Below are 21,170 nucleotides of genomic sequence, written 5' to 3'. Positions count from 1 at the left end.
ATAAATAATGTATTTATATAGAAATTATTTCTTGATTTATTTAATTTCTTGCTTCACTATTGTTAACAATGAAATGTTATATTAACTTTTGATGCGAGGTTTTTATGAGTGCAATATCTTTAACAGAACAACAAATGGCAGATTTTAATCGTGATGGTTATGTGATCGCGCGAGGATACTTTACGCCTGCTGAAATCGACAAACTGCAAAATAAAGCATTTAATGACGATTCTTTATATGACAGAGCTTGGAATAAAAAAGATGGCAGCGGTGCGGTCAGTAAAGTCTGTTTGTGGCAAAAAACAGGCGATGATTTATATAGCATGTTTTCACGCAGCCGACGTTTAGTTGATTCTTGCGAAAAACTAATTGGTGAACCGACTTATCACACCAGCACAAAAATCATGATGAAAGAACCATTTGTCGGCGGTGCTTGGGAATGGCATCAGGATTTTGGATACTGGCACAAAGATAATTTAATGCTTTACCCCAAATCAATCAGTTGCATGATTGCAATAAACAAAGCCACGATTGAAAACGGCTGTTTACAGGTATTAAAAGGTTCGCATCATATCGGCCGTTTAGATCACCAAAAAACCGGTGATCAAAAAGGTGCAGACTTACAATTTGTTGAAGAAGCAATGAAGTATCATGAGCTTATTAATGTTGAGCTTGAGCCAGGTGATGTGCTTTTCTTCCACTGTAATTTATTGCACAAATCAAATCAGAACCGTTCGCAAGATCCACGTTGGTCAATGATATGTGCGTACAACGCAATCAGTAATCAAGCATTTGAAGAAAACGAAGCGGTTTATTACCCATTCGAGCGTGTTGACGACGATGCCATATTAAATTGGCAAGAAAGCTAAATCTGAATATCTCTTTGTTAAATAACTAATAGCCGCTTTTGAGTTGTACTCAACAGCGGCTTGTCTATTTAAACATGCACAAGTTTATGTCACGGAGCAAAATATGACAGCCCCTATTACAAATAATTTAAGCCCCAAAGAAAACGCGCTGCAAAACGGTCAAGCCGTCGGCGCAAATGAGTTTAAATATAAACTTAATGCAAATTGGGGAGTACTTGATTCAAACCAGTACCCCGTCGAAAATTGTCATGATTTAGCGATCGATTCGCAAGGACGCATTATCATGGTGACCGACAATACCCGTAATAATTTTTTGATTTACAGTAAAGACGGCGAGCTATTAGATAGTTTTGGCACAGAATTTCCTGGTGCACATGCGGTAAAAATTGTCCAAGAGGGCGATGAGGAATTTATGTATGTCGTTGACAGCGGTTGGAAACTGAACCGACACTGGGATGGCGTTTCAATCAATGAGTGGGATTCACCCTACAACAAAGTTGTTGCGCAAGCCGGGTTTATTGCCAAAGTAAATATGCAGGGGGATATTTTATTTACCATTGGTCATCCACAAACCGTTGGCGCGTATACACCAGATATGCCATTTAGACCGACTGATATAGCAATTGCCGACAATGGTGATTTATACGTAACAGACGGTTATGGCTCTGATTATCTTATTCAATATGATAAGCAAGGTCGTTACATTCGTCATTGGGGTGGACATGATAATCAAGATGAAAATTTAAACTTAGCGAATACACATGGCGTTGAAATAGACAGACGCGATCCAAACAATCCTGTGCTTATGGTTAGTTCGAGAGCTGAATGTGCCTTCAAGTTTTTTACATTAGACGGTGATTATATCCGCACGCTTAAAGTGCCAGGTGCATGGGTTGGACGACCGGTATTTAAAGGTGAACATTTTTATGTTCCCGTTTGCTGGTCTGACATTAATGGTAAAAACGAAGAAGACTCTGGCTTTATCGCTATTTTTGATAAAAACAATCAGGTGGTTGCCAATATAGGTGGCGAACAACCCGTATATCAAAATGGTGAATTGCAACCTATGAAAACCAGTTGGAATTTATTTAATCACTGCCATGGTTTATGTGTTGATGATGACGGAAATTTATACGTAGGTCAATGGCGTGCTAATCAATCGTATCCGATTAAGTTAGAGCGTCTTTAAGTATACATTTCATGCCCTGAGGTTTTTTAGGAATCTGAAAAAACTCAGTAGTGACACATTAACGCGTGTTAATGTGTCACATAAGTGTATAAGGGGGGAAGCTATTCAGCGCAATTTCTGCGGGTACACAGCGTGCGCAGTCGGCTAACGTCACTTTGATGCACTCTACCGTCACCGTTGAAGTCAAAATCAGGTCGGTGACGTGATGGGTCTCTTAATGCACGAACAAAATAAGAGATGTCTTTGCGATCGACATCATTGTCACCATCAAAGTCTCCTAATACGCCGTAAACATCATCATATTGAAAGTGATCAATAGAATCGGGTACGCCATCGTTATCGTCGTCATTGTCAGCGCTATCGCCGATACCGTCTTGGTCAAAGTCTGAATCGATTGTTATTGGATTGGCAGCAACCGAATATTTGTTGCCATTTGACGATTCAAATTGAACAAACAAAAAGTAAAAATCGCCTTCGGGTAACTGAGCAGATGGTGTGAGCCCAGCTAACGGTATAGAAACTGATGCATTTGCAGTTTGTTCGCCGACAACCGAAGCATCATAAACGATTGTGTCATTTACCACAGACCAGTTTGAACGAAGATGGCGTAAAAATACCTTAACGCCGCCAAGCCCATCGGTTACGACATTGCCACTGCCAGCTTCTACATTTAAGTTGACGTCTAAGCTGCCTGACGTCAAATAAGTTGTAGCGGTATATTGAGCAAGATCATCAAAGCTAAGTGAAGGTTCAATGTTTACAGCCTCAATTGTGATAGGGAATGCATTCACTGAATATTTAAGGCCGTTTGATGACTCAAATCGAACCCATAAATAATAAAAGTGATCTGCGGGTAAGCTCGCCGTTGGCAAAACCCCTGTTAAGGATAAATTGGCAGTTGCAATACCAGATTGCATACTAACCACACTGTTATCGTTTGCAATAATATCGCTGACCACTTGCCAACTGCCACTTGATTTATCAATTAAGCGTAAGAAAAATTTAACTCCACCTAAGGTATCCGTCACTGTATTGCCAGTACCCGCTTGATAGTTAACAGAAACAGGTAAGGTGTCACCACTAATATAGGTTTGACTGGTATATTGGTTGGCATCATCAAAGCTCATCGAAGGCTCTACATTCTCTTCAACAATACTTTCTTCAATGTTAATACCTTTAAACGTTGTAGATTTCACCGTTCCGTCTGTTGATGCAAATCGGACGAATAAGAAATAAAAATGACCATCCGGTAATTGTGCAGTAGGTGTAACATTTTCAAGTGGCATGCTGACTGTTGAGATCCCTCTCTGTTTACCAATTGCACCATAATCTACTGCAGAATAATCTTTTACGACGTCCCAATTTGCATTGAGCTGACGCAGCAAATAGCTTACCCCACTAAATTGATCGGAAACGGTTTCGCCGGTGCCAGCGTTGTACAGGCTAGTAATATCCAAAGTACCATCGGTATAGTAAGTGGTGTTTGCGTATTGGCTTGGATTATCTAATTGCAATGAAGCCGCAACGGGTGCTTCGACGGTAATCGTACTTTCTGCTATAAAACCCCCTTCAACGGAAGTTGCGTTGACAACTACTGTACCTGCACTTAGACCGGTCAGCTCTCCCGTTTCGGTTATGCTAGCAACCTCTGTATTATCCACCGAGAAAGTGACTGCGGTATTTTGTGCATAAAAAGGTAACGCTTTACCTTCTAACGTAATTGTTTCTCCAACAGCTAAAACATGTTGATCATGTGACAGAGCCACACCGGTCACCGGAGAGCTTTTCGTTCGAAAATCCGTGCTATGTTCAAATACTTGCATGGAAACGCTGCTGATCCGGCCGCCTGCATCAGGGAAAGTGACTGAAACTGTGTTTTCTTCTTGCAATAAGTCGTAAGGGACTGGAATTTCAAGCAAGCTGAAAAACTCAGGACGATTTTCTTGCTCATCACCACTAAAATTAGTCGGTACATCAATGTTTACACCATTAAAAGTGACCTGCGGAATTCGGCTTTTATCCAATGCGCGGCCAATACCTAATCTTAAAACTGCATCACCATATTCGCTCAGCGATACGTTTGAAATGGTAAAATTAGTCGATTGATTTGCCGAAATTGCTTGGTTGTAAGTTGATGCATAGTACTTACCCTCTTTGGCGGTATGATCTATCACTAACTCATTGTTGAAAGTGTATTCGATAATCGCTGTTGCTTCAGTATCCAGCGTAAAAGCTTCTGGTGCTTCATTTTGCTCTATAATGTCTAGCGCAACATTGGCTCCGTCTAAGTGTAAATGTTTAATTTTAACACTTTGAATATCATTTTGCTGATGTCCAAATAAATTAAGATAAACCGTTTCTTGCTCGTATTCTAAGTTACTTAGAATCACGTAGGCTGTATTGCCATCAACATAAGTATCAATTAATACGTCTGGATTGGTGGTTTTTGAATCAACTCTGGTGCCGCTTACGTCAGACCAAAGCTCGTAAAATTTAACAACATCGGTAAATACCCAGTCGCCACTTAAGCCAGCTTCTGATTCGTTTTCTTGACGTAATAAACGCCAATTATAAGGAATGCCTTCAGACGTGCCCCAGATGGCTTTAACATTGATAAACGGAATCGACTTTAAAATTTGATTGGGTCGTGCCATTTGCGTTAATAACAAAGGGCTTATGGCTTTCATAGATTGCCAGTCACGATAAGAAGACCAATAATTCTTTTCAAGTTTATGATCTCGCCCAGCATATTCAGATAATACAAATGGCTTAACTTCACCTAAACGAATATTAGAATAATGCTCCATCATATCAAAAGTAGCTTCAAAGCGGCCGCCTTTAAAATTGACTTTGCCATCATTTCCAAGGTTGTTAAAGTCGTATATATGAATTGAAAAGAAGTCCATATATTCGCCGCTGGTATCAATAAAAAGCTTCATACGCTCATTCCAGCGTGCAAAATCCCGTTCTTCAAAAATTGGAAAAGCTGTGGTGTAACCACCAATCAGTGCGGTATCGTTAAACTGTTTAAAGGTGCTTGCCACGTCATTATGAAACTGGAATACATCAAGTGGCGTTACATGAGAATCCGCTTCGCCATCAATAAGCTCGTATAAGGGTTCGTTTAATACTTCGACTAATCTGGGGCGAGATTAACCTTGTGAAGGCGCTTCGCCTTCGTTACGATAAAATTCGTTAACGTAACGACCCATATATTCACCAATTGCGCCCGCACCGGCGATTTCCCAACCTTCTTTATTGCAACAAGGTCGGGTTGAACGCCCTTGCCAAAATGTACTGGTTTGTCCGCCAATCATGACATCGTTATGATCATCATATTGGTGTCTATCCGCGCGATTCGTGCCATATTGGATTTCACGGTTTTCCTGACCTTTCTGGTTGATGTAATTCGGGTCAATATAACCTGGGCGGTTGGGATCTTCATTTGCCTGATTTAAATTCCACAGCATAGAGCCGTTATCACGACCAAAATACACATTTAAATCTTCCATCATGTATTTTAGTTTGTCTTCTTCGCCGTCCCATCCGTTTTCATTTAACGTTGCATGCAAAGTAATAAATTTTTCGCGATCAAACTCAGCGACACGACCAACTGAATGTTTAACATTTAAATTGATGTCTGTTTCAGTTTGTGCAAATACAAGGGCAGGGTGCATTAATAATGCAGCCCCCATGATTACAACCGGTTTTACTCTATAGTTGAACATAAAAACACTACATTTTTTGTTTTATTGTGAATTGATTATCAACATGTTACATATAACAGTTGTTTGTTTAATGGGTATTTACATTTGAATAAACAAAATTTAAATTTTTATCACTGGTATGTTATAACCATACGGTCCAGTTGAGCGGGGGTGTTAAACGAATATGAAAATCACAAATAGAATTAAACTGGAAGAAATAACCGACAACTTTGTTTATTTATACATAGATGGCATTCAAATAGCTGGAACATTTTCCGGGCGTACTCTTGAAGCGCAATATGAGGTCTACGATTGGCTTCTTGTTATTCTAGAATTAGATCCAGAACACGTAATTTTCTATTTAATTGATGAATCGGGTTCTATTATTGATCAGCAAACTATAGGGCACTGGAATTTTGAAAGCCTCTTTGCAAGTCCTAAAGTTATAGATCCACAATCGCTAGAATTTGTATTTGTTACTCGCGGGAAGTTGAAGGTGCTAAAAATTCCTGAATATTCTATGTTAAGTAGGCGGAAGTGCCATCTTCAGTTTGAAAATGTTGCGATTGACGACTAATCTTAAAATCTGTCGTTTACCGCAACGTTATATTTTCTCAATTATCGTCGTAATGGCCACCAATAGCGAAAAGTTATTCAAAAGGACGCAATGCGGTTGGTTTGCGTTCCTTCATCGCTAATTTTAGCCAAGCATTTTGCACACATTAGTAAGACGGCGGAACACAGGGGATCATCATGAATTTATTAGTTTCGTTTGACCGTCTCCGATTTCTGCTCAATCGTTTTAGTGAGCGACTCTGGGTACGCCCATTGGCGTTATGCTCACTGTCGATTGCTGTGGTCTTTGCTGCGAAAATTATCGATGGCTCTAAGTTAGCGAATCTTGCTCCTGTAGTTGCACAGGACTCAGTTGAAACTTTGCTCTCCGTTATGGCGAGCAGTATGTTAGTGATCGCCACTTTTTCGGTGGCATCTATGGTATCAGCATACGCTGCTGCAAGCGGCTCAGCGACCCCACGCTCATTCGCCCTTATGCTTGCTGATGACGTGTCACAGAATGCGCTTTCTACCTTTGTAGGTGCATTCATTTTTAGTGTAGTAGCACTTACTGCATTGAAAAATGATTTCTATGAAAGCGCAGGACTCTTCGTCCTTTTCGCTCTAACGGTGATCGTATTTGCAGTGGTAATCGTGACGTTTGTGCGTTGGGTCGACAGCATTGCTAGATTGGGGCGAATTGGTTCGACGATTGATAAGGTAGAAGGGGCGACGGAAAGAGCGCTGATAAGAAGGCGAGATAAGCCGACTCTCGGGGGCATATCAACATCAGGAACACTGGGACCGGGGCAAGCAGTGTATGCCTCGAAAATTGGTTATGTTCAGCATATCGATATGGCGGTACTTCAAAGCTGGGCAGAAGGTGTTGACGCGCAGGTAGTGGTGTTGGCATTACCAGGAACTTTTGCGTCATCCAATCGGGCGTTGGCTTACGTAACCATTTCATCAGGCGAACAGACTGGCATTGACTACCCTAGCCTGCTCAGCGCGTTCCAAATCGGCAACGACCGTACGTTCGAAGATGATCCTAGATTTGGCCTGGTCGCCTTATCAGAAATTGCAGCTCGAGCTCTATCCCCAGCTGTTAACGATCCAGGTACAGCGATAAAAGTCATTGGCACATTAGTTCGTGTAATTTCTCTTATCAATGAGCCCTCCAATCCCGAGGCTCGAAATCTGATCGAGTATGACCGAGTAGCGGTGCCGGAGATCTCGATATCTGATATGTTCGACGACGCTTTTACATCCATCGCTCGAGATGGAGCCGGCACGGTAGAAGTAGGTATTCGTTTACAAAAAGCGCTGAGTTCTCTTGAGTCACTTAACAATGAGAGTATTCAGAAAGCGGCTAGATATCACAGAAATTTAGCGTTAAAGCGGGCATGTAAAGCACTTGATATTGAAGAAGACATAGCAACAGTTAAGAATGCTGCAAGTAAAAATGCGGATTTAACCTTGAATCAGGATCGAAATTAAAGACTAGGCCTTAGATATGATATCAATACTTATTTTCTTTACAGCATTAGCCTTACTGTTAACTTTGCTTCCACTTTCACGTCATCCACACTGGGTCATCAGAGGGATGGACTTTCCGCGCCTCCAATTTGCTATTTTCATAGCTACTCTGCTCGTTGCTGACTTTCTGTTTCTCAATATGCAATCGGCATTAACCTGGCTGTTAATCTTAATCGCTACTCTGTGCCTAACTTGGCAATTATGGTGGATTTTACCTTATACATTCTTGTGGCCAATCGAAGTTAAGAAAGCTAGCGGAAGCTTTGAAAATCAAATCAGTATTTTGACGGCCAATGTCCTAACACCTAACCGAAATGCAGATCTGCTCATTCAAATGGTAAGAGAATATAATCCCGATGTTCTTGTCACACTGGAATCTGACCAGTGGTGGGAAGATCAGCTCAAAGTGCTGGAAGCTGATATGCCTTACAGCGTGAAATGCCCGCTGGACAACCTTTACGGTATGCATATTTTTTCAAGATTACCTTTAAATGATCAGGAAATCTCTTACTTAGTCGAGGAAGATGTTCCATCCATACACACAACACTGACATTACGCTCAGGCAAAACAGTCCGCATGCACTTTCTTCACCCAGCTCCTCCTAGTCCGACTGAAAATCCAGAGTCAGCAGAGCGGGACGCCGAGTTAGTGATTGTGGCCCGAAGTGTTGCCGAAAGTGATCTACCTGTCATAGTTACGGGTGATCTTAATGACGTAGCATGGTCAGCCACAACGCGCCTTTTTCGTAAAATTAGTGGCTTATTAGATCCGCGGGTAGGGCGAGGTATGTACAATACCTTTCATGCAGACTTTCCTTTTCTGCGCTGGCCTTTAGATCACCTGTTTCACAGCCAACATTTTACTTTAAACTTAATCAAACGATTACCCTCGATCGGTTCTGACCATTTTGCTTTACTGACTAGATTAACATTTTTTCCGATGAAAGGGGCTGATCAAGAAGGGTTAGACTCAGATGCTTCCGACCATGATTGGGCCAGAGAAATTGCTGAAGAACAGGACGTAAGAAAGAACGATGTACCAGAACCAGGAGAGTCTAAATAAGGAAGAACAACTAAGCAAAGCGTATACCAGTCGCCTTATAAAAAAGGTAGGTTGCGCGAAGCCGTAACTTAATCCTAGGGCGTGTTTATCTTTGTTTATAATTTTTGCCTCAGCCCGAAGGGCAATGGCTATTTTAACCCTTAACGGCATTAGAATTCGTTTATTTAGAATGACTAAACCCCACTCATTCTGCTTTGTTAATGATTAAAATAGCCTATTGCTCAAAAATAATACAAAGATAAACACGCCCTATTGTTGGACTGTTTTTCTGCGTCCTACAATCACGGCATTAGTGTATCTTTACACGTCATAAGATCGGAATTGATGTAAATCCGTTTGCGTATCACGCCGATGCAAAGCATTTAATTGTGGTAGCAAGGGCAAGTGGCAGTGTAGTGGTTAATCATGACGATATTTTCAGCCATCACACGGCGATGATATAAATAGCGAGATTAAATAAGTGCCTACTCAGCTTGCCATATACTAACAATCTGTTGTCCAGTTATTAGGTGAACATCCAGTGGCTTAGTACAGTAAAAAAGTTGGCCAAGGTAAAGCTAAATCCATGGGGGGGTATATGTGCTTATTGCAAAATTGAATGGTACTACGCGCAATTTTAACAGCGCTCAATGGTTTTTTACCTTGCAATTTTAACTTGTTGGTATAGGTTAAATATGAAGTATTTAATGGGGTTTGAGTGTGGCTGGTGTCAACGACAACTGAAAAGTGGTAGATTCCAATAAAATGACTGCCGGAATTAGCAGTTATTTGATTAAAACCTCGAGCGCTTTATTTTGCGGTGTGGTGGACCTGTTGAATAAATGTTAAGTTTTTATATCTTTAGAACGCTGCGTTTTACCTAAAGGAAAATCATGTATCTAAAATCAAACTTTGAGTTGATGGCAGATTACAACCAGTGGATGAATCAAAATATCTATCTGGCTGCTTCAAATCTCAGAGCAGGTGCTCTGTCTAAAAATCGCGGAGCCTTCTTTGGTTCAATCATTGGAACGCTTAATCATGTTCTTGTCGGGGACATAATCTGGCTTAAGCGATTTGCAGAGCATCCATCAGAATTAAACTCTCTTAATTACGTTCGAACGCTGGACAAACCGAAGTCGCTTGATACGATTCTACATCATGAGTTTGAGGCGCTAGAAATTACACGAAGCAAAATAGACTTGATTATTAAAGACTTTACTCAAGAGCTTAGTAACGACGTTTTATCGTCGAATTTAACCTATAGCAACACTAAAGGTGAGATGTTTAATAAAAACCTTGGCTATCTTGTTCAGCATTTTTTTAATCATCAAACCCACCACCGGGGTCAAATTTCGACTCTATTAAACCAAGTTGGTATCGACTTAGGAGTAACAGACCTAGTTGCTAGGATTCCAAGCGAGTAAGAAGGCTGAACTTTAACTGGCGTGGGTTTAAAGATATGCTAGGATATTTTAAGTTAAACCAATACGAGTCAGCAAAAGGTCGTTCTAACATGACTTATTACAAAGAGGGTTGGATGAATAAATGCATAACTTTAATAAATGCAGCAGGTAAAGGGTTCCTAGGTGGCCTAGGTGTTGGTGCTGTACTTTTTGGTTTTTTATTTTTGTCCTTATCATTTAGTAAAGGGCAATCATTAAATATAGGGGCACTTGCAGCTATCGCTTCAGGTCTAGCTTGTGTGTTTATGGTACTTAAGTTTAAAAAAATACCGTTAAAACGCATAAATGATAAATAAAAGCCGACTCATCCTCACCTTACCTAACAATCTGTTATTCAGTTATTAGGTGGGTACTCAGTTGCTGCTCAAGGTAAAAAAGTTGGAGTTGGGTCGTGAGCCATAGCTTGAAGTAGGTTTAGCGAAGGACTTTACAGTATTTTGAGTCGTTGGCTGTAAAGTCCTGCAGGGGATATAAAAATTACAATCCGGCCGCTTTTTTACGTGCGTTGTGCAATTTTTTGTAACTGTCGATTAAACGTAAATGTCTGTCTAAGCCTTCCAGCTTCATACTGGTTGGGGTTAAACCATAAAACTTAACCTCACCTGTAATTGAACCCACTACATTTTCCATTACTTCGTCACCAAACATGCGTTTAAAGTTAAAGATGAAATCATCTAACGCTAACTCGTCGTCTAAAGTCACTTCTAATGCTGCGTGTACGGCTTGATAAAACAAATTACGTTCAACTGTGTTGTCGTTGTATTGTAAAAACTCACCCACTAACTCGATGGCTTCTTCAAGTTCACCTAACGCAAGGTAAATCAGAATTTTCAGCTCAAGTATCGTTAACTGGCCCCAAACAGTGTTTTCGTCAAACTCAATGCCAATCAGCGTGATAATGTCGATATAATTGTCTAGTTGGCTTTCTTCTAATCGTTCAACTAAATCGACTAATGCATCGTCTGACAGTTTGTGGATATTGAGAATATCTTCACGGTATTGCAGCGCTTTGTTGGTATTGTCCCAAATTAAATCTTCAACTGGATATACTTCAGAATAACCAGGTACCAGTATGCGACACGCACTGGCGCCGAGCTGATCAAACTGCGCGACATAAGCTTCTTTGCCTAAATCTGCTAAAATACCGAATAAGGTTTCGCATTCTTGTTGATTGTTGCCAGAAAAATCCCATTCAACAAATTCGAATTCAGATTTACTGCTAAAGAAGCGCCATGAAATTACCCCCGTTGAGTCGATAAAATGCTCAACAAAGTTTTCAGGCTCAGATACCGCCATGCTATTAAAGGTGGGTTTTGGAATATCATTTAACCCTTCAAAACTGCGGCCTTGTAATAGCTCGGTTAAGCTGCGTTCTAATGCAACTTCAAAGCTTGGATGTGCACCGAATGAGGCAAACACGCCACCGGTTTTAGGATTCATGATGGTTACGCACATCACAGGGAATTGCCCCCCAATGATGCATCTTTAACCAATACTGGAAAACCTTGTTGCTCTAAGCCTTCAATGCCCGCCACTATGCTTGGGTATTTGGCTAATACCGCTTGTGGCACGTCTGGCAAAACAGTTTCTTGCTCGATAATTTGTCGTTTAACTGCACGCTCAAATATTTCTGATAAGCATTGCACTTGCGCTTCAAAAATATTGTTGCCCGCGCTCATGCCATTGCTTAAAAACAGGTTTTCAATAATGTTAGATGGCATATAAACCGTTTCGCCATCGCTATGGCGTGTGTACGGAATGCAACAAATGCCGCGCTCAACATTACCTGAGTTGGTGTCAATTAAATGCGAACCTTGCAACTCACCGTCTGGGTTAAAAATATCTAAGCAGTAGTCGTCTAAAATACCGGCTGGCAGCGAGTCGTCTTCGGTTAATTCAAACCATTTTTCATTCGGGTAATGGACAAACTCAGCGTTGGCGATGTCTTCACCTAAAAATTGGTCGTTGTAGAAAAAGTTACAGTTTAACCGTTCAATAAATTCGCCCAACGCGCTACATAAAGCACTTTCTTTGCTCGAACCTTTACCATTGGTAAAACACATCGGGGAGGCAGCATCGCGAATATGTAATGACCAAACATTAGGCACTATGTTGCGCCATGATGAAACCTCTATTTTCATCCCTAAATCAGCCAGTTGCTGCGTCATATTGGCAATGGTTAGTTCAAGTGGTAAATCTTTACCAACAATATAGGTTTGGTTATTTTCATCGGTCTCAACCATTATCATGGCTGAGGTGTCTTGCGCTAAACTTTCAACTGCCTCAACAACAAATTCAGGGCCGGTTTGCACTACTTTTTTAACTGTGCAGCGGTCGATTGAGCGCAAAATACCGATGCGATCTTTTTCTGAAATGCTCTCTGGGAGTTCTATTTGAATTTTAAATTGTTGTTTATAGCGGTTTTCCGGGTCAACAATATTGTTGTGCGCTAAACGAATATTGTCGGTAGGAATATCACGTGCTGCACAATAGACTTTCACAAAATAGGCCGCACACATAGCGGATGAGGCTAAAAAATAGTCGAATGGACCCGGTGCAGAGCCATCGCCTTTATAACGAATTGGTTGGTCGGAAATGACGGTAAAATCGTCAAATTTGGCTTCGAGGCGTAGGTTGTCTAAATAATTTACTTTAATTTCCATCAATAATTCCAATTCACTGGGTGAGTGTTTAACATGTTACCAATATGGGCGTATTATCCAGATTTTTGAAGCAGACGTCTTGAATTAATCCAAATTTTTCTCAGAGAACAGCTTATGACAGATACAAAAGAGCTTGAAATCACAGATATTGTGGTGGGGGATGGCAAAGAAGCCGTAAAAGGTGCATTAATTACCACAAACTATGTCGGTTATTTAACGGATGGTAGCAAGTTTGATTCATCGTATGATAAAGGACGTCCGTTTCAATGCGTGATTGGTACAGGCCGAGTGATTAAAGGCTGGGACCAAGGCATATTGGGTATGAAAGTCGGAGGTAAACGCAAACTGTTTGTACCGTCTCACCTAGCTTATGGTGAACGCAGCATGGGCGATAAGCTGCCAGCTCATTCAGATTTAACCTTTGAAATTGAGCTGTTGGAAGTATTAACACGCGATGATTGATCGCCTGTTATATTTTGTGTTTGCCTTAAACGGCTAGGCACAACATTAGGTAAATAAAAAAAGGCTTAAATTAATTTAAGCCTTTTTAAGATTAACCAAAGAGCAAGGCTATTCTTTTTTATCTAGCAGTGCTTTGAATCTTCGCTCGTATAGCGTGCCATTCACTTCTCTAGCGGCATCAACCATAGCGTTGTAGGGCACGTCGGTAACCGAAACAAAACCGATATTATAGTTTTCACCGTCATAAGCCCGACCAGTGATAGGCGAGTCAATATACTGGAACCAATGTGCGCCGATGAAATAATCATTGTCGATAATCGAGTGCATGTATTCTTTATACATACGCGCCCGATCTTTTTGATCAGCCGCTGCAATTAACCCCGGATGGAAGAAACCAGAAGATGTAGTGCCAAAGTGATATTCACCAATAACCGCCGGCATATCTAATTTTTCAAGAAACTTCCAAGTAGAGGGAATTAACCCCTCTTTATATAAGTTAATACTTAATACATCTACGTATTCAGATGCCGCTTTCACCACAGGTGCAGGCATGCCCCAGCCAGCAAATCTAACGCCCATATACAAGTGATTCGGCAGGTACTTAGCCAATGCGCCGTCTACTACTTTAAAGTACTGCTTAGCATAGAGATAAAGTAGGTTTTCGTAATCTGCAATGCGGTTTTTATTAGATGGTGCGGTATCAAACCCACCTTTTTGGAACGCATCCCACGAGCTTAGAGATAAGTCCCATGCTTGGTTTAACTTTTTAATGTCACCATATTGTTTCTTTAACGTTTGGGTAAACATATTTTTAGTGGGCACGTCTGCACCATCGCGGTTTAAGGTGTGAATGACAATACCTAACTCGCTTTCAGGTCGGCCCGGTCGGCCCCAACTTTTTTCATTGTCAACAAACACACCCACACACCAAGGGCTGCCTTTTACTTCATCTGCCACCACTTTTAAGGTTACATCGGCTCGTTCAGCAAATTTAGGATCAAATACATCTGGCAGAGGAGACCAAAAATCATTGCCGCTAGAAACTGTTTTAAAATCACCAATTATCCAGCCATTGGCGAAATAAGGCATTTTTTTGTTGTCGTAAAATATTGGGTCTACCCAGTTTCCGAACGAGGTAAATCCCCAGCTACGCATGCGATCTAGGGTCACTTTACCCCAGTTATTGACATAAGAATATGGGGTTGTTTCACCATACTTGCGCTCTAAGTTCGCCATATAGAAACTAAATACTTCACCATGCTCAATGGGGCCTGAATGTACTTCACGGCGATAACCATAGTTACCGGCAAGCGGGTCTGTATAATCCGGTAACCACTGAAACATGTTTTTACGTGTTTCTGAAACCACATGTCTGGTTGGGATGGCTTCTGCTGGTGGGGTGTTTAAGCCTTCAGAATCTTCCGGCGTTACATCGTCCGCTGAGCGCTGTTTAATGGTATCTTTAGCGAAATCATAACCTGTCACTGTGGTGGTATTAGACATTCGAACATTGGCGATACCTGAGGTAAAGAAAATATAGCCTTCTGGATCAATCAGCGACCATTTATCGCCTATTTTTTGAGTTCTGAAATAACCGGTTGCTTCAAATTTAGGGCCGTCTTCCCAGCCACTAAAACGAGAGCGTCCATCAAGCATTTCACCATCGTTAAGACGCGCGAGTTCTTTATTTTTAACTTCAATTAATTCTGCTTCAGAATGTACTTTTTCTTCGAATTCTTGTTTTGACGATTGGCCAAATTTATCCACGATACCCACTAAGTAGTCAGGGTTGAGTTTGGGGTTTGGACGAATTCGAATGTTGTCGATAATAATTTCTTTGTTACGCAGGTTGTGTTCAAGCGTAAAGTTAATTTTTTTAATACCTTTTAAATTCAGGTTTTTATTGCCCCACATCCAAACAAATTGCACATCTTCTGATGACCATGTCGGAGGATTCGAACGCAAACCCGAACTGAGGTTAAGCTCAACGCTATCGCCTAAATCTGAATCAGGGCTTCCAACGTCATGTCCGGCCATCTTTGAATAATAGGTTTTCGATTTGCCAACCGGTACAACAACTGAACGTGTATAGTTGCTACCATCAATATCAGTGACACCTAGTTTCATAAACACTGAAACTTCACCCTCGTTGGCAATATCAAATGCAATATTAAAACTATCGTATTGGCTCCAGTCCCATGGGGTTTCTGGCTCAAAGCTAATTGACGAATAAGGCTTGTTAGCAGAATTAAATTTAACTTTTAACGCTTTGTTCCCCTGAGTTACGCCATTTGATTGAATCAATTCGCCTTCGGCGTTGCCAAACTTAATGGATGCAGGAATGCTGTTGCCTTCAAAATCATACATAATTTCCGTACCCGCTTGAGCTTCGTCGGCCTGTGCGGTTTTTTCAGCCATTGTTGATTGAGCGGCGGAGTTTGTTTCGTTATCAAAACAAGCTGTACTTAAGAAACAACTTGCGGCGATAACAGACCATTTATATAGGTTAGTTTTTAACATTTTATTTTATATCTCAATTGCTTGGTTTGATATACAGGTAATAGGCACTAATTAGTTGTCCGCTGTTGGTTTGCATTACACCTTCCAATGTGTGTAAACCAGTGCTTAAGTCGAATTCGAAACTTACTTCAGTTTGTTTATCATGCGAAACATTTGCTTTGGCGATTGTCTTATCGTTTAGCTTAAAAAATACTGACTTAATATTGAGTGTTTTGGGCTTGTATTGATAAAGCGTAAAGTTTGGATCTAAGCCCGGATTATTCATCGCTCGAACATAACCTTCGTTAAATCCAAGATTTGCTTCACGTGGCCAGCGAGCAAACGTGATTTTGTAACGGCCGGGTGTTTTTACTTGTACATGCCAAATGCCTCGATTGGGCACACCGGCAATAACATGAGACTGATCGTATGTGGCTTTATCGCCTTTCCATGCTTGTGCAGTCAAAAACACTTCTGGCTGGTGTTGCGTATCTAAAACGGTGGGTGAGAGCCTTTCGTTTTGACTGATGTCTTGCCACCAGTTTTCATAATAGGCTGAAAGTTGATTCATTAAATCCGGATGCTGCTTTGCTAGGTTGTTTTTTTGTGACGGATCGTTTGATAAATCAAATAGCTGTTTATCGACTAACCGCCAATGATTATGCATCACCGCATAATCACGGTATTTTACTAAACTTCCGTCACCGAGCGAGCTGCCAAATCTTGCTTGGTTGTGAACGACTAATGTTCTGTTTTGTTGTTCAAGCGGGAATTCACCGGTTAAAATTGTTTTGATACTCGAACCGTCAAAATTAATGGGTTTGGGCAACTGCATGTTGAACATATCAACAAATGTTGGCAGTAAATCTAAATGGGCGGTTAAATGATGATACTGTTTGCCGCCCGTTAAGCCGCCATTTGGCCAGTGCCAAAAACTCGCTGCTCTGTGTCCACCTTCAAAAGGAGACGTTTTACGGCCCCGCATATCCGCGTTGTAACCACCTGTTATTTGACCATTGTTGGGACCATCAGCGCCTGCGGTGGTGCCATTATCTGTAAGGTAGATAATTAAAGTATCATCGGCTAGTTTGTTTTTTTCTAAGAACCTACGTAACTTGCCAACATTATTATCAATGGTGTTTATCATGCCATAAAAGCGTGCGCGCGTTTCTGGCACCCCTAACTTTCGGTAAGGCTCTGCAAATTCGTTGGGTACATTAAAAGGGCCATGTGGCGTATTGGTTGCGAGATAAATAAAAAACGGCTTAGATTGTTGTTCGTTAATAAAATTTTTAGCCTGCTCAAACCAGATGTCGGTTGAATAACCAGATACTTTTGTCGGCTTACCATTGTCAAAATAGGTATCGTCAAAATAATCATTTTGCCAATAATCCGGAATTTCACCCGCTACGCCACCAGCGTGAATAAAACTTTTATCAAACCCTCTATCTGTCGGGCGGAAAGGGTAATTGTCGCCTAAGTGCCATTTACCAAATATCGCGGTGCGGTATCCGTTATGTTTGAAAACATCCGCCATGGTCACTTCTTCTTTATACATATGGTTGCGACCGGCAAAGGTAAGCCATGCGCCGACTCTGGCTGAGTATCTGCCTGTCATTAATGCCGCGCGGGTAGGGGAACATGTTGGGTCAACGTGAAAATCGGTTAATCTGACGCCCTCATTAGCGAGTTTGTCTAAGTTTGGTGTTTTTATTATTGGGTTACCATGAATTGAGAAATCACCATAACCTTGGTCGTCAGAGACAATTACAATAACATTCGGTTGCGCGTTTTGTGCACTCACTGCAAAAGTGATAAGTAACAAATTAAGTAACAAATAGAGCAGCGTTATAATTCTCATTTTAACCCTTGTTGCAATTGCATGGATTGATAACTGTTAACAATTGTATAGAGTGTATTAACGAATTTGAAGTATTAATTTAATAATTTACCTATAAAGGCATGCGGTTTTATTTATATATGGCTTTAAAATGCAGGTTGATCACCCGTTAGTTTATTAATATTTAAAAAAAATGCCGCTCTGTTTTTACGAGCGGCATTGTTGGTCGGTTATATTATAACGCACTAATTTATAGCGCTTTATTTTTATAACTCTTTATTTGCAACTCTTTATTTGTATTCGGGGCTATCAAATTCACCTTTAAAACGCTTAGGATAAATGTCGCCCATAAAGTCTTTAATTGCATCGACCATGTGTGGATACGGGATATCCGTAGTTGAAACAAAACCAACATTGTAAGGTTCGCCATCAAAAGCCCGGCCGGTAATTGGCGAGTCAATATACTGGAACCAGTGCGCGCCAACAAAATTAGGATGGGCAACAACACTATGCATATAATCTAAATACATTTGTGCGCGATCTGCCTGATTGTCTGATTGCACTAAACCTGCGTGGAATAAGCCTGCATCTGTCGTCGAGCCAATATGGAATTCGCCAATTACAACCGGTAAATCAATTTCGGTTAAAAAGCCCCATTCTTCCGGTTGTACACCTTCTTCATAAATATTGAACGATAGCACATCTGAGTAGGTAACTGATGCTTTGATGGTTTCTTTTGGCATACCGAAGTTGGCCATGCGAGCGCCCATATATAAGTGATTTGGCAATGCTTTTTCTAATGTATCGTGGACAACTTTAAAGTATTGATCAGATAAAGATTCAAGCATATAAGATAAATCAGCGGTCAATGCATCCGTATATGGGGCGGATAATTTAACGCCTTGGCTTACCGCTTGCCAGTTGGCAAGATCTAAACCCCAAGCTTTATTGAATTGCTCAATACTATTATGTTTGCCTTTTAGATATTCAGTAAAGTGTGCTTTAGTTGGGCTGTCGGCATCACTGCGCGCCAAGGTACTGATAATGACACCATAACGCTGATCAATGGTGCCTTCTGGCATACCCCAGCTTTTTTCGTTATCAATGAAAATACCGGCGCACCAAGGTGAACCTTTAATTTCTTCAGCGATGACATCAATTGTAATTTTTGCACGTCGGGCAAATTCTGGATCGAAAGGATCTGGTAAAGGTGCCCAAACATCATGCTCGGATGATAAGGTTTTAAAATCACCTATTATCCAGCCATTGGCGAAATAAGGGACTTGTTGATTAGGATAAAATGCCGGATCAACCCAGTTACCAAATGAGGTGAAGCCCCAGTTATTCATACGATCCAGTGTTACTTGCTGCCACTTTTCTTCAAAGTTATCGCCATATCTTCTTTCTAGATTCGCTCGGTAAAAACTAAAAGTTTCACCTGATTTAAGTGGACCCTTGTGTACTTCACGACGATAGCTGTAGTGTTTGGCCATTGGATCATCATAATCCGGCAACCAAGTAAACATGTTATGGCGTAGTTCAGAAGATACGTACTTAGTTTTTCTAATTTCATCAGAAACAGACACAATACCGACGGAATCTTCTGGTGTAACCCGTGTTGGGTCAATATATCTGACTTTTTCATCTTTAAAATCGATACCCGTTAGGGTGGTTAAGTTAGCCATACGAACGTTAGCCGGCCCGTGTGAGAAAAACAGGTAACCGTCGGGATCAACCATCCACCAGCGGCCGTCTATTTTTTCAACTCTGAAATACCCGGTCGATTCGAGTTTAGGGCCATTTTTCCAGCCGCCAAAACGTGAACGGTCGGCCATTAAGCCACCTGATTTTAATTCTGCTAGCTCTTGGTTGGCAGCATTTTTTAATTCTTTTAGATCATCGATTTTATGTGGGTAATCTTGTTTGGCATTTTGACCAAATTTATCCACCAGATTGCGTAAATAATCTTTGTTATATTCTGGATTGGCACGCAGTCGTATATTGTTGATTTCAATTTGTTTATCCGATAAGTTGCCTCGGACAAAAAATGCGACTTCCGTAATTCGGCTTAAGTCCACTTTTTTACCAAAACGCGTGACAAACATTTCTTCGTCTGTTTGCCAAGGTAGTGGTTTTTCTCTGATGCCAGCATCTGTATCAACGAATTTTCCTTCGATGATTAAAAAGTAAGTGCCTTCTTCACCTTTACCCAAGTTAACCGCACGGGTTAGAGAACGGGCGCGGCTACCCGTAATTTCCATATCTTCTTTTACGCCGGCTTCATCGGTGAGTGAGATGTATACCTGAACTGATTCATCGGATAAGTTTTTAATATCAACCGCAATGTTAAACTCAGAATAATTTGACCAATCCCAGGGTTTCTCAGGGTGGAACTTAACAGAAGGGCGGTAATGATCAGATTGATAATCAACTTTTACGCCATTGTTAGTCAGTTTGGTTTCTGCTCCCCAACTTCCTATTTTAACACCGGCGCTTTCTGTGCCATTCCATATAACTGCAAGTGGCTGGCTGGCAGTCACTTCAGTGTTTTGCGTTTGTGAGCTGTTGTTGTCACAAGCTGTTAATAATATTGCAGATAACATTGCTGCAATGGGGAGTTTACGCATTTTCGACCTCGTGTAGTTTGTGTTGTTTTAAGTTTATTAGTGATTGAACCTTAAGTTTTGAAGCGAGAATTAAGTAGCATGCCGCCAAATATCCTGATTGATGGAGTTCATGCGTTTGTGCAGATGATAGTTTATTCAGCGCCCGTTCATTGATGTTGTACAGCGCGCTTGTAGATAAATTGCTGCTGTAATTTGCATTGATGTTTAACTGCACGCGCTCTAGTAATTCATAATTACTCAGCGTATTAAAAAAGTTTTGGTTATGTTGAATAGAGGCAAACAACTGTTGTAATGAGGCGATAGCTTTTTTGAGTATGTCGGATTGATTCGAATTTTTATCAAACAGAGCGTCACCGGTTTCAGCCTGTACACTGGCATGTTCAACGTCAACTGTAACTTTTGCATTGCTTAAATCGTTTTGCTCAACGCTTAAGCGAAAAGGTTGTGTTGCAAAATAAAGTGGTACATAAGCGCTTTGCCAGGTATTTTCTTGTAAAAACAAGTTTTCTTGCGCATTTAATCCAAGCATAGCTTGCAAGCCAAATTGTCCTGTATTCGGGTGTTTAGCAATAAAAATTGGGTAATTGACCGCTATCTGTGGCACCTCTGCTAAACAAATAGGTGCAAATTGATGATGTGCATTGGCAAAGATAAGCGCCGGTTCAACCGTTAATTTAGCATGAGTCTTCGGGTCTAAAATTTGATAATCACTCAT

14 protein-coding genes and 1 pseudogene are annotated in these 21,170 nt (G+C 40.9%); 8 read left to right on the top strand and 7 right to left on the bottom strand.

All coding sequences use genetic code 11. The features are described 5' to 3' along the window. Positions 1–104: 104 nt before the first annotated feature. Both FNT16_RS19750 and FNT16_RS19745 read left to right on the top strand, forming a co-directional pair. Positions 105–869, top strand: coding sequence for a phytanoyl-CoA dioxygenase family protein (locus FNT16_RS19750; protein ID WP_143873743.1), 765 nt, complete (start codon positions 105–107; stop codon positions 867–869). Between the two features lie 103 nt (positions 870–972). After that, a complete protein-coding gene (locus FNT16_RS19745) occupies positions 973–2,058 on the top strand; it encodes an NHL repeat-containing protein (RefSeq protein ID WP_143873741.1) in 1,086 nt (361 codons plus the stop codon). Positions 2,059–2,159: 101 nt separating this feature from the next. Here FNT16_RS19745 and FNT16_RS20935 read toward each other — a convergent pair whose 3' ends face one another. Further along, positions 2,160–5,102 carry an Ig-like domain-containing protein gene (locus FNT16_RS20935; RefSeq protein ID WP_246072557.1) on the bottom strand — a complete coding sequence of 981 codons (2,943 nt, stop codon included), beginning with the start codon at positions 5,100–5,102 and terminating at the stop codon, positions 2,160–2,162. Positions 5,103–5,210: 108 nt separating this feature from the next. Then, the gene (locus FNT16_RS20930; protein ID WP_246072555.1) at positions 5,211–5,786 is read right to left on the bottom strand and encodes a hypothetical protein; all 576 of its coding nucleotides are present in this window, start codon (positions 5,784–5,786) and stop codon (positions 5,211–5,213) included. A gap of 163 nt (positions 5,787–5,949) precedes the next feature. Between FNT16_RS20930 and FNT16_RS19735 the strand changes: the two genes are divergently transcribed. From FNT16_RS19735 to FNT16_RS19715, 5 genes are all read left to right on the top strand, one after another. After that, the gene (locus FNT16_RS19735; RefSeq protein WP_143873739.1) at positions 5,950–6,342 is read left to right on the top strand and encodes a hypothetical protein; all 393 of its coding nucleotides are present in this window, start codon (positions 5,950–5,952) and stop codon (positions 6,340–6,342) included. Positions 6,343–6,518: 176 nt separating this feature from the next. Continuing rightward, complete coding sequence (locus FNT16_RS19730; RefSeq protein WP_143873737.1) at positions 6,519–7,817, top strand: DUF2254 domain-containing protein; 1,299 nt, start codon at positions 6,519–6,521, stop codon at positions 7,815–7,817. Positions 7,818–7,833: 16 nt separating this feature from the next. After that, positions 7,834–8,919, top strand: a complete 1,086-nt coding sequence (locus FNT16_RS19725) for an endonuclease/exonuclease/phosphatase family protein (protein ID WP_143873735.1) — start codon at positions 7,834–7,836, stop codon at positions 8,917–8,919. Positions 8,920–9,791: 872 nt separating this feature from the next. Further along, positions 9,792–10,325, top strand: coding sequence for a DinB family protein (locus FNT16_RS19720; protein ID WP_143873734.1), 534 nt, complete (start codon positions 9,792–9,794; stop codon positions 10,323–10,325). Positions 10,326–10,360: 35 nt separating this feature from the next. Then, complete coding sequence (locus tag FNT16_RS19715; protein ID WP_143873732.1) at positions 10,361–10,660, top strand: hypothetical protein; 300 nt, start codon at positions 10,361–10,363, stop codon at positions 10,658–10,660. 181 nt (positions 10,661–10,841) lie between these two features. On the opposite strand, the pseudogene FNT16_RS19710 reads toward FNT16_RS19715, so the two are convergent. Continuing rightward, positions 10,842–13,027: pseudogene (locus FNT16_RS19710) on the bottom strand (OsmC domain/YcaO domain-containing protein). A gap of 114 nt (positions 13,028–13,141) precedes the next feature. Between FNT16_RS19710 and FNT16_RS19705 the strand changes: the two are divergent. Beyond that, positions 13,142–13,489: an FKBP-type peptidyl-prolyl cis-trans isomerase gene (locus FNT16_RS19705; protein WP_143873730.1), complete on the top strand. Its 348-nt coding sequence runs from the start codon at positions 13,142–13,144 to the stop codon at positions 13,487–13,489. 108 nt (positions 13,490–13,597) lie between these two features. Here the strand turns inward: FNT16_RS19705 and FNT16_RS19700 are convergent, their stop codons facing one another. From FNT16_RS19700 to FNT16_RS19685, 4 genes are all read right to left on the bottom strand, one after another. Beyond that, a complete protein-coding gene (locus tag FNT16_RS19700; RefSeq protein ID WP_143873728.1) occupies positions 13,598–16,009 on the bottom strand; it encodes an agarase in 2,412 nt (803 codons plus the stop codon). A gap of 13 nt (positions 16,010–16,022) precedes the next feature. After that, positions 16,023–17,849 (bottom strand): arylsulfatase, encoded by a 1,827-nt coding sequence (locus FNT16_RS19695; protein WP_143873726.1) that lies wholly within the window; start codon positions 17,847–17,849, stop codon positions 16,023–16,025. A 269-nt stretch (positions 17,850–18,118) separates the two neighbouring features. After that, complete coding sequence (locus tag FNT16_RS19690; protein WP_143873724.1) at positions 18,119–20,455, bottom strand: agarase; 2,337 nt, start codon at positions 20,453–20,455, stop codon at positions 18,119–18,121. Then, complete coding sequence (locus tag FNT16_RS19685; RefSeq protein WP_143873722.1) at positions 20,448–21,170, bottom strand: SapC family protein; 723 nt, start codon at positions 21,168–21,170, stop codon at positions 20,448–20,450. Before FNT16_RS19685 ends, FNT16_RS19690 begins: the two co-directional genes overlap by 8 nt.

This window comes from Catenovulum sediminis (assembly GCF_007289895.1).
GTDB lineage: Bacteria > Pseudomonadota > Gammaproteobacteria > Enterobacterales > Alteromonadaceae > Catenovulum > Catenovulum sediminis.
The sequence above is the reverse complement of the archived record's forward strand: the minus strand, read 5'-3'. Positions and strand labels throughout refer to the sequence as shown.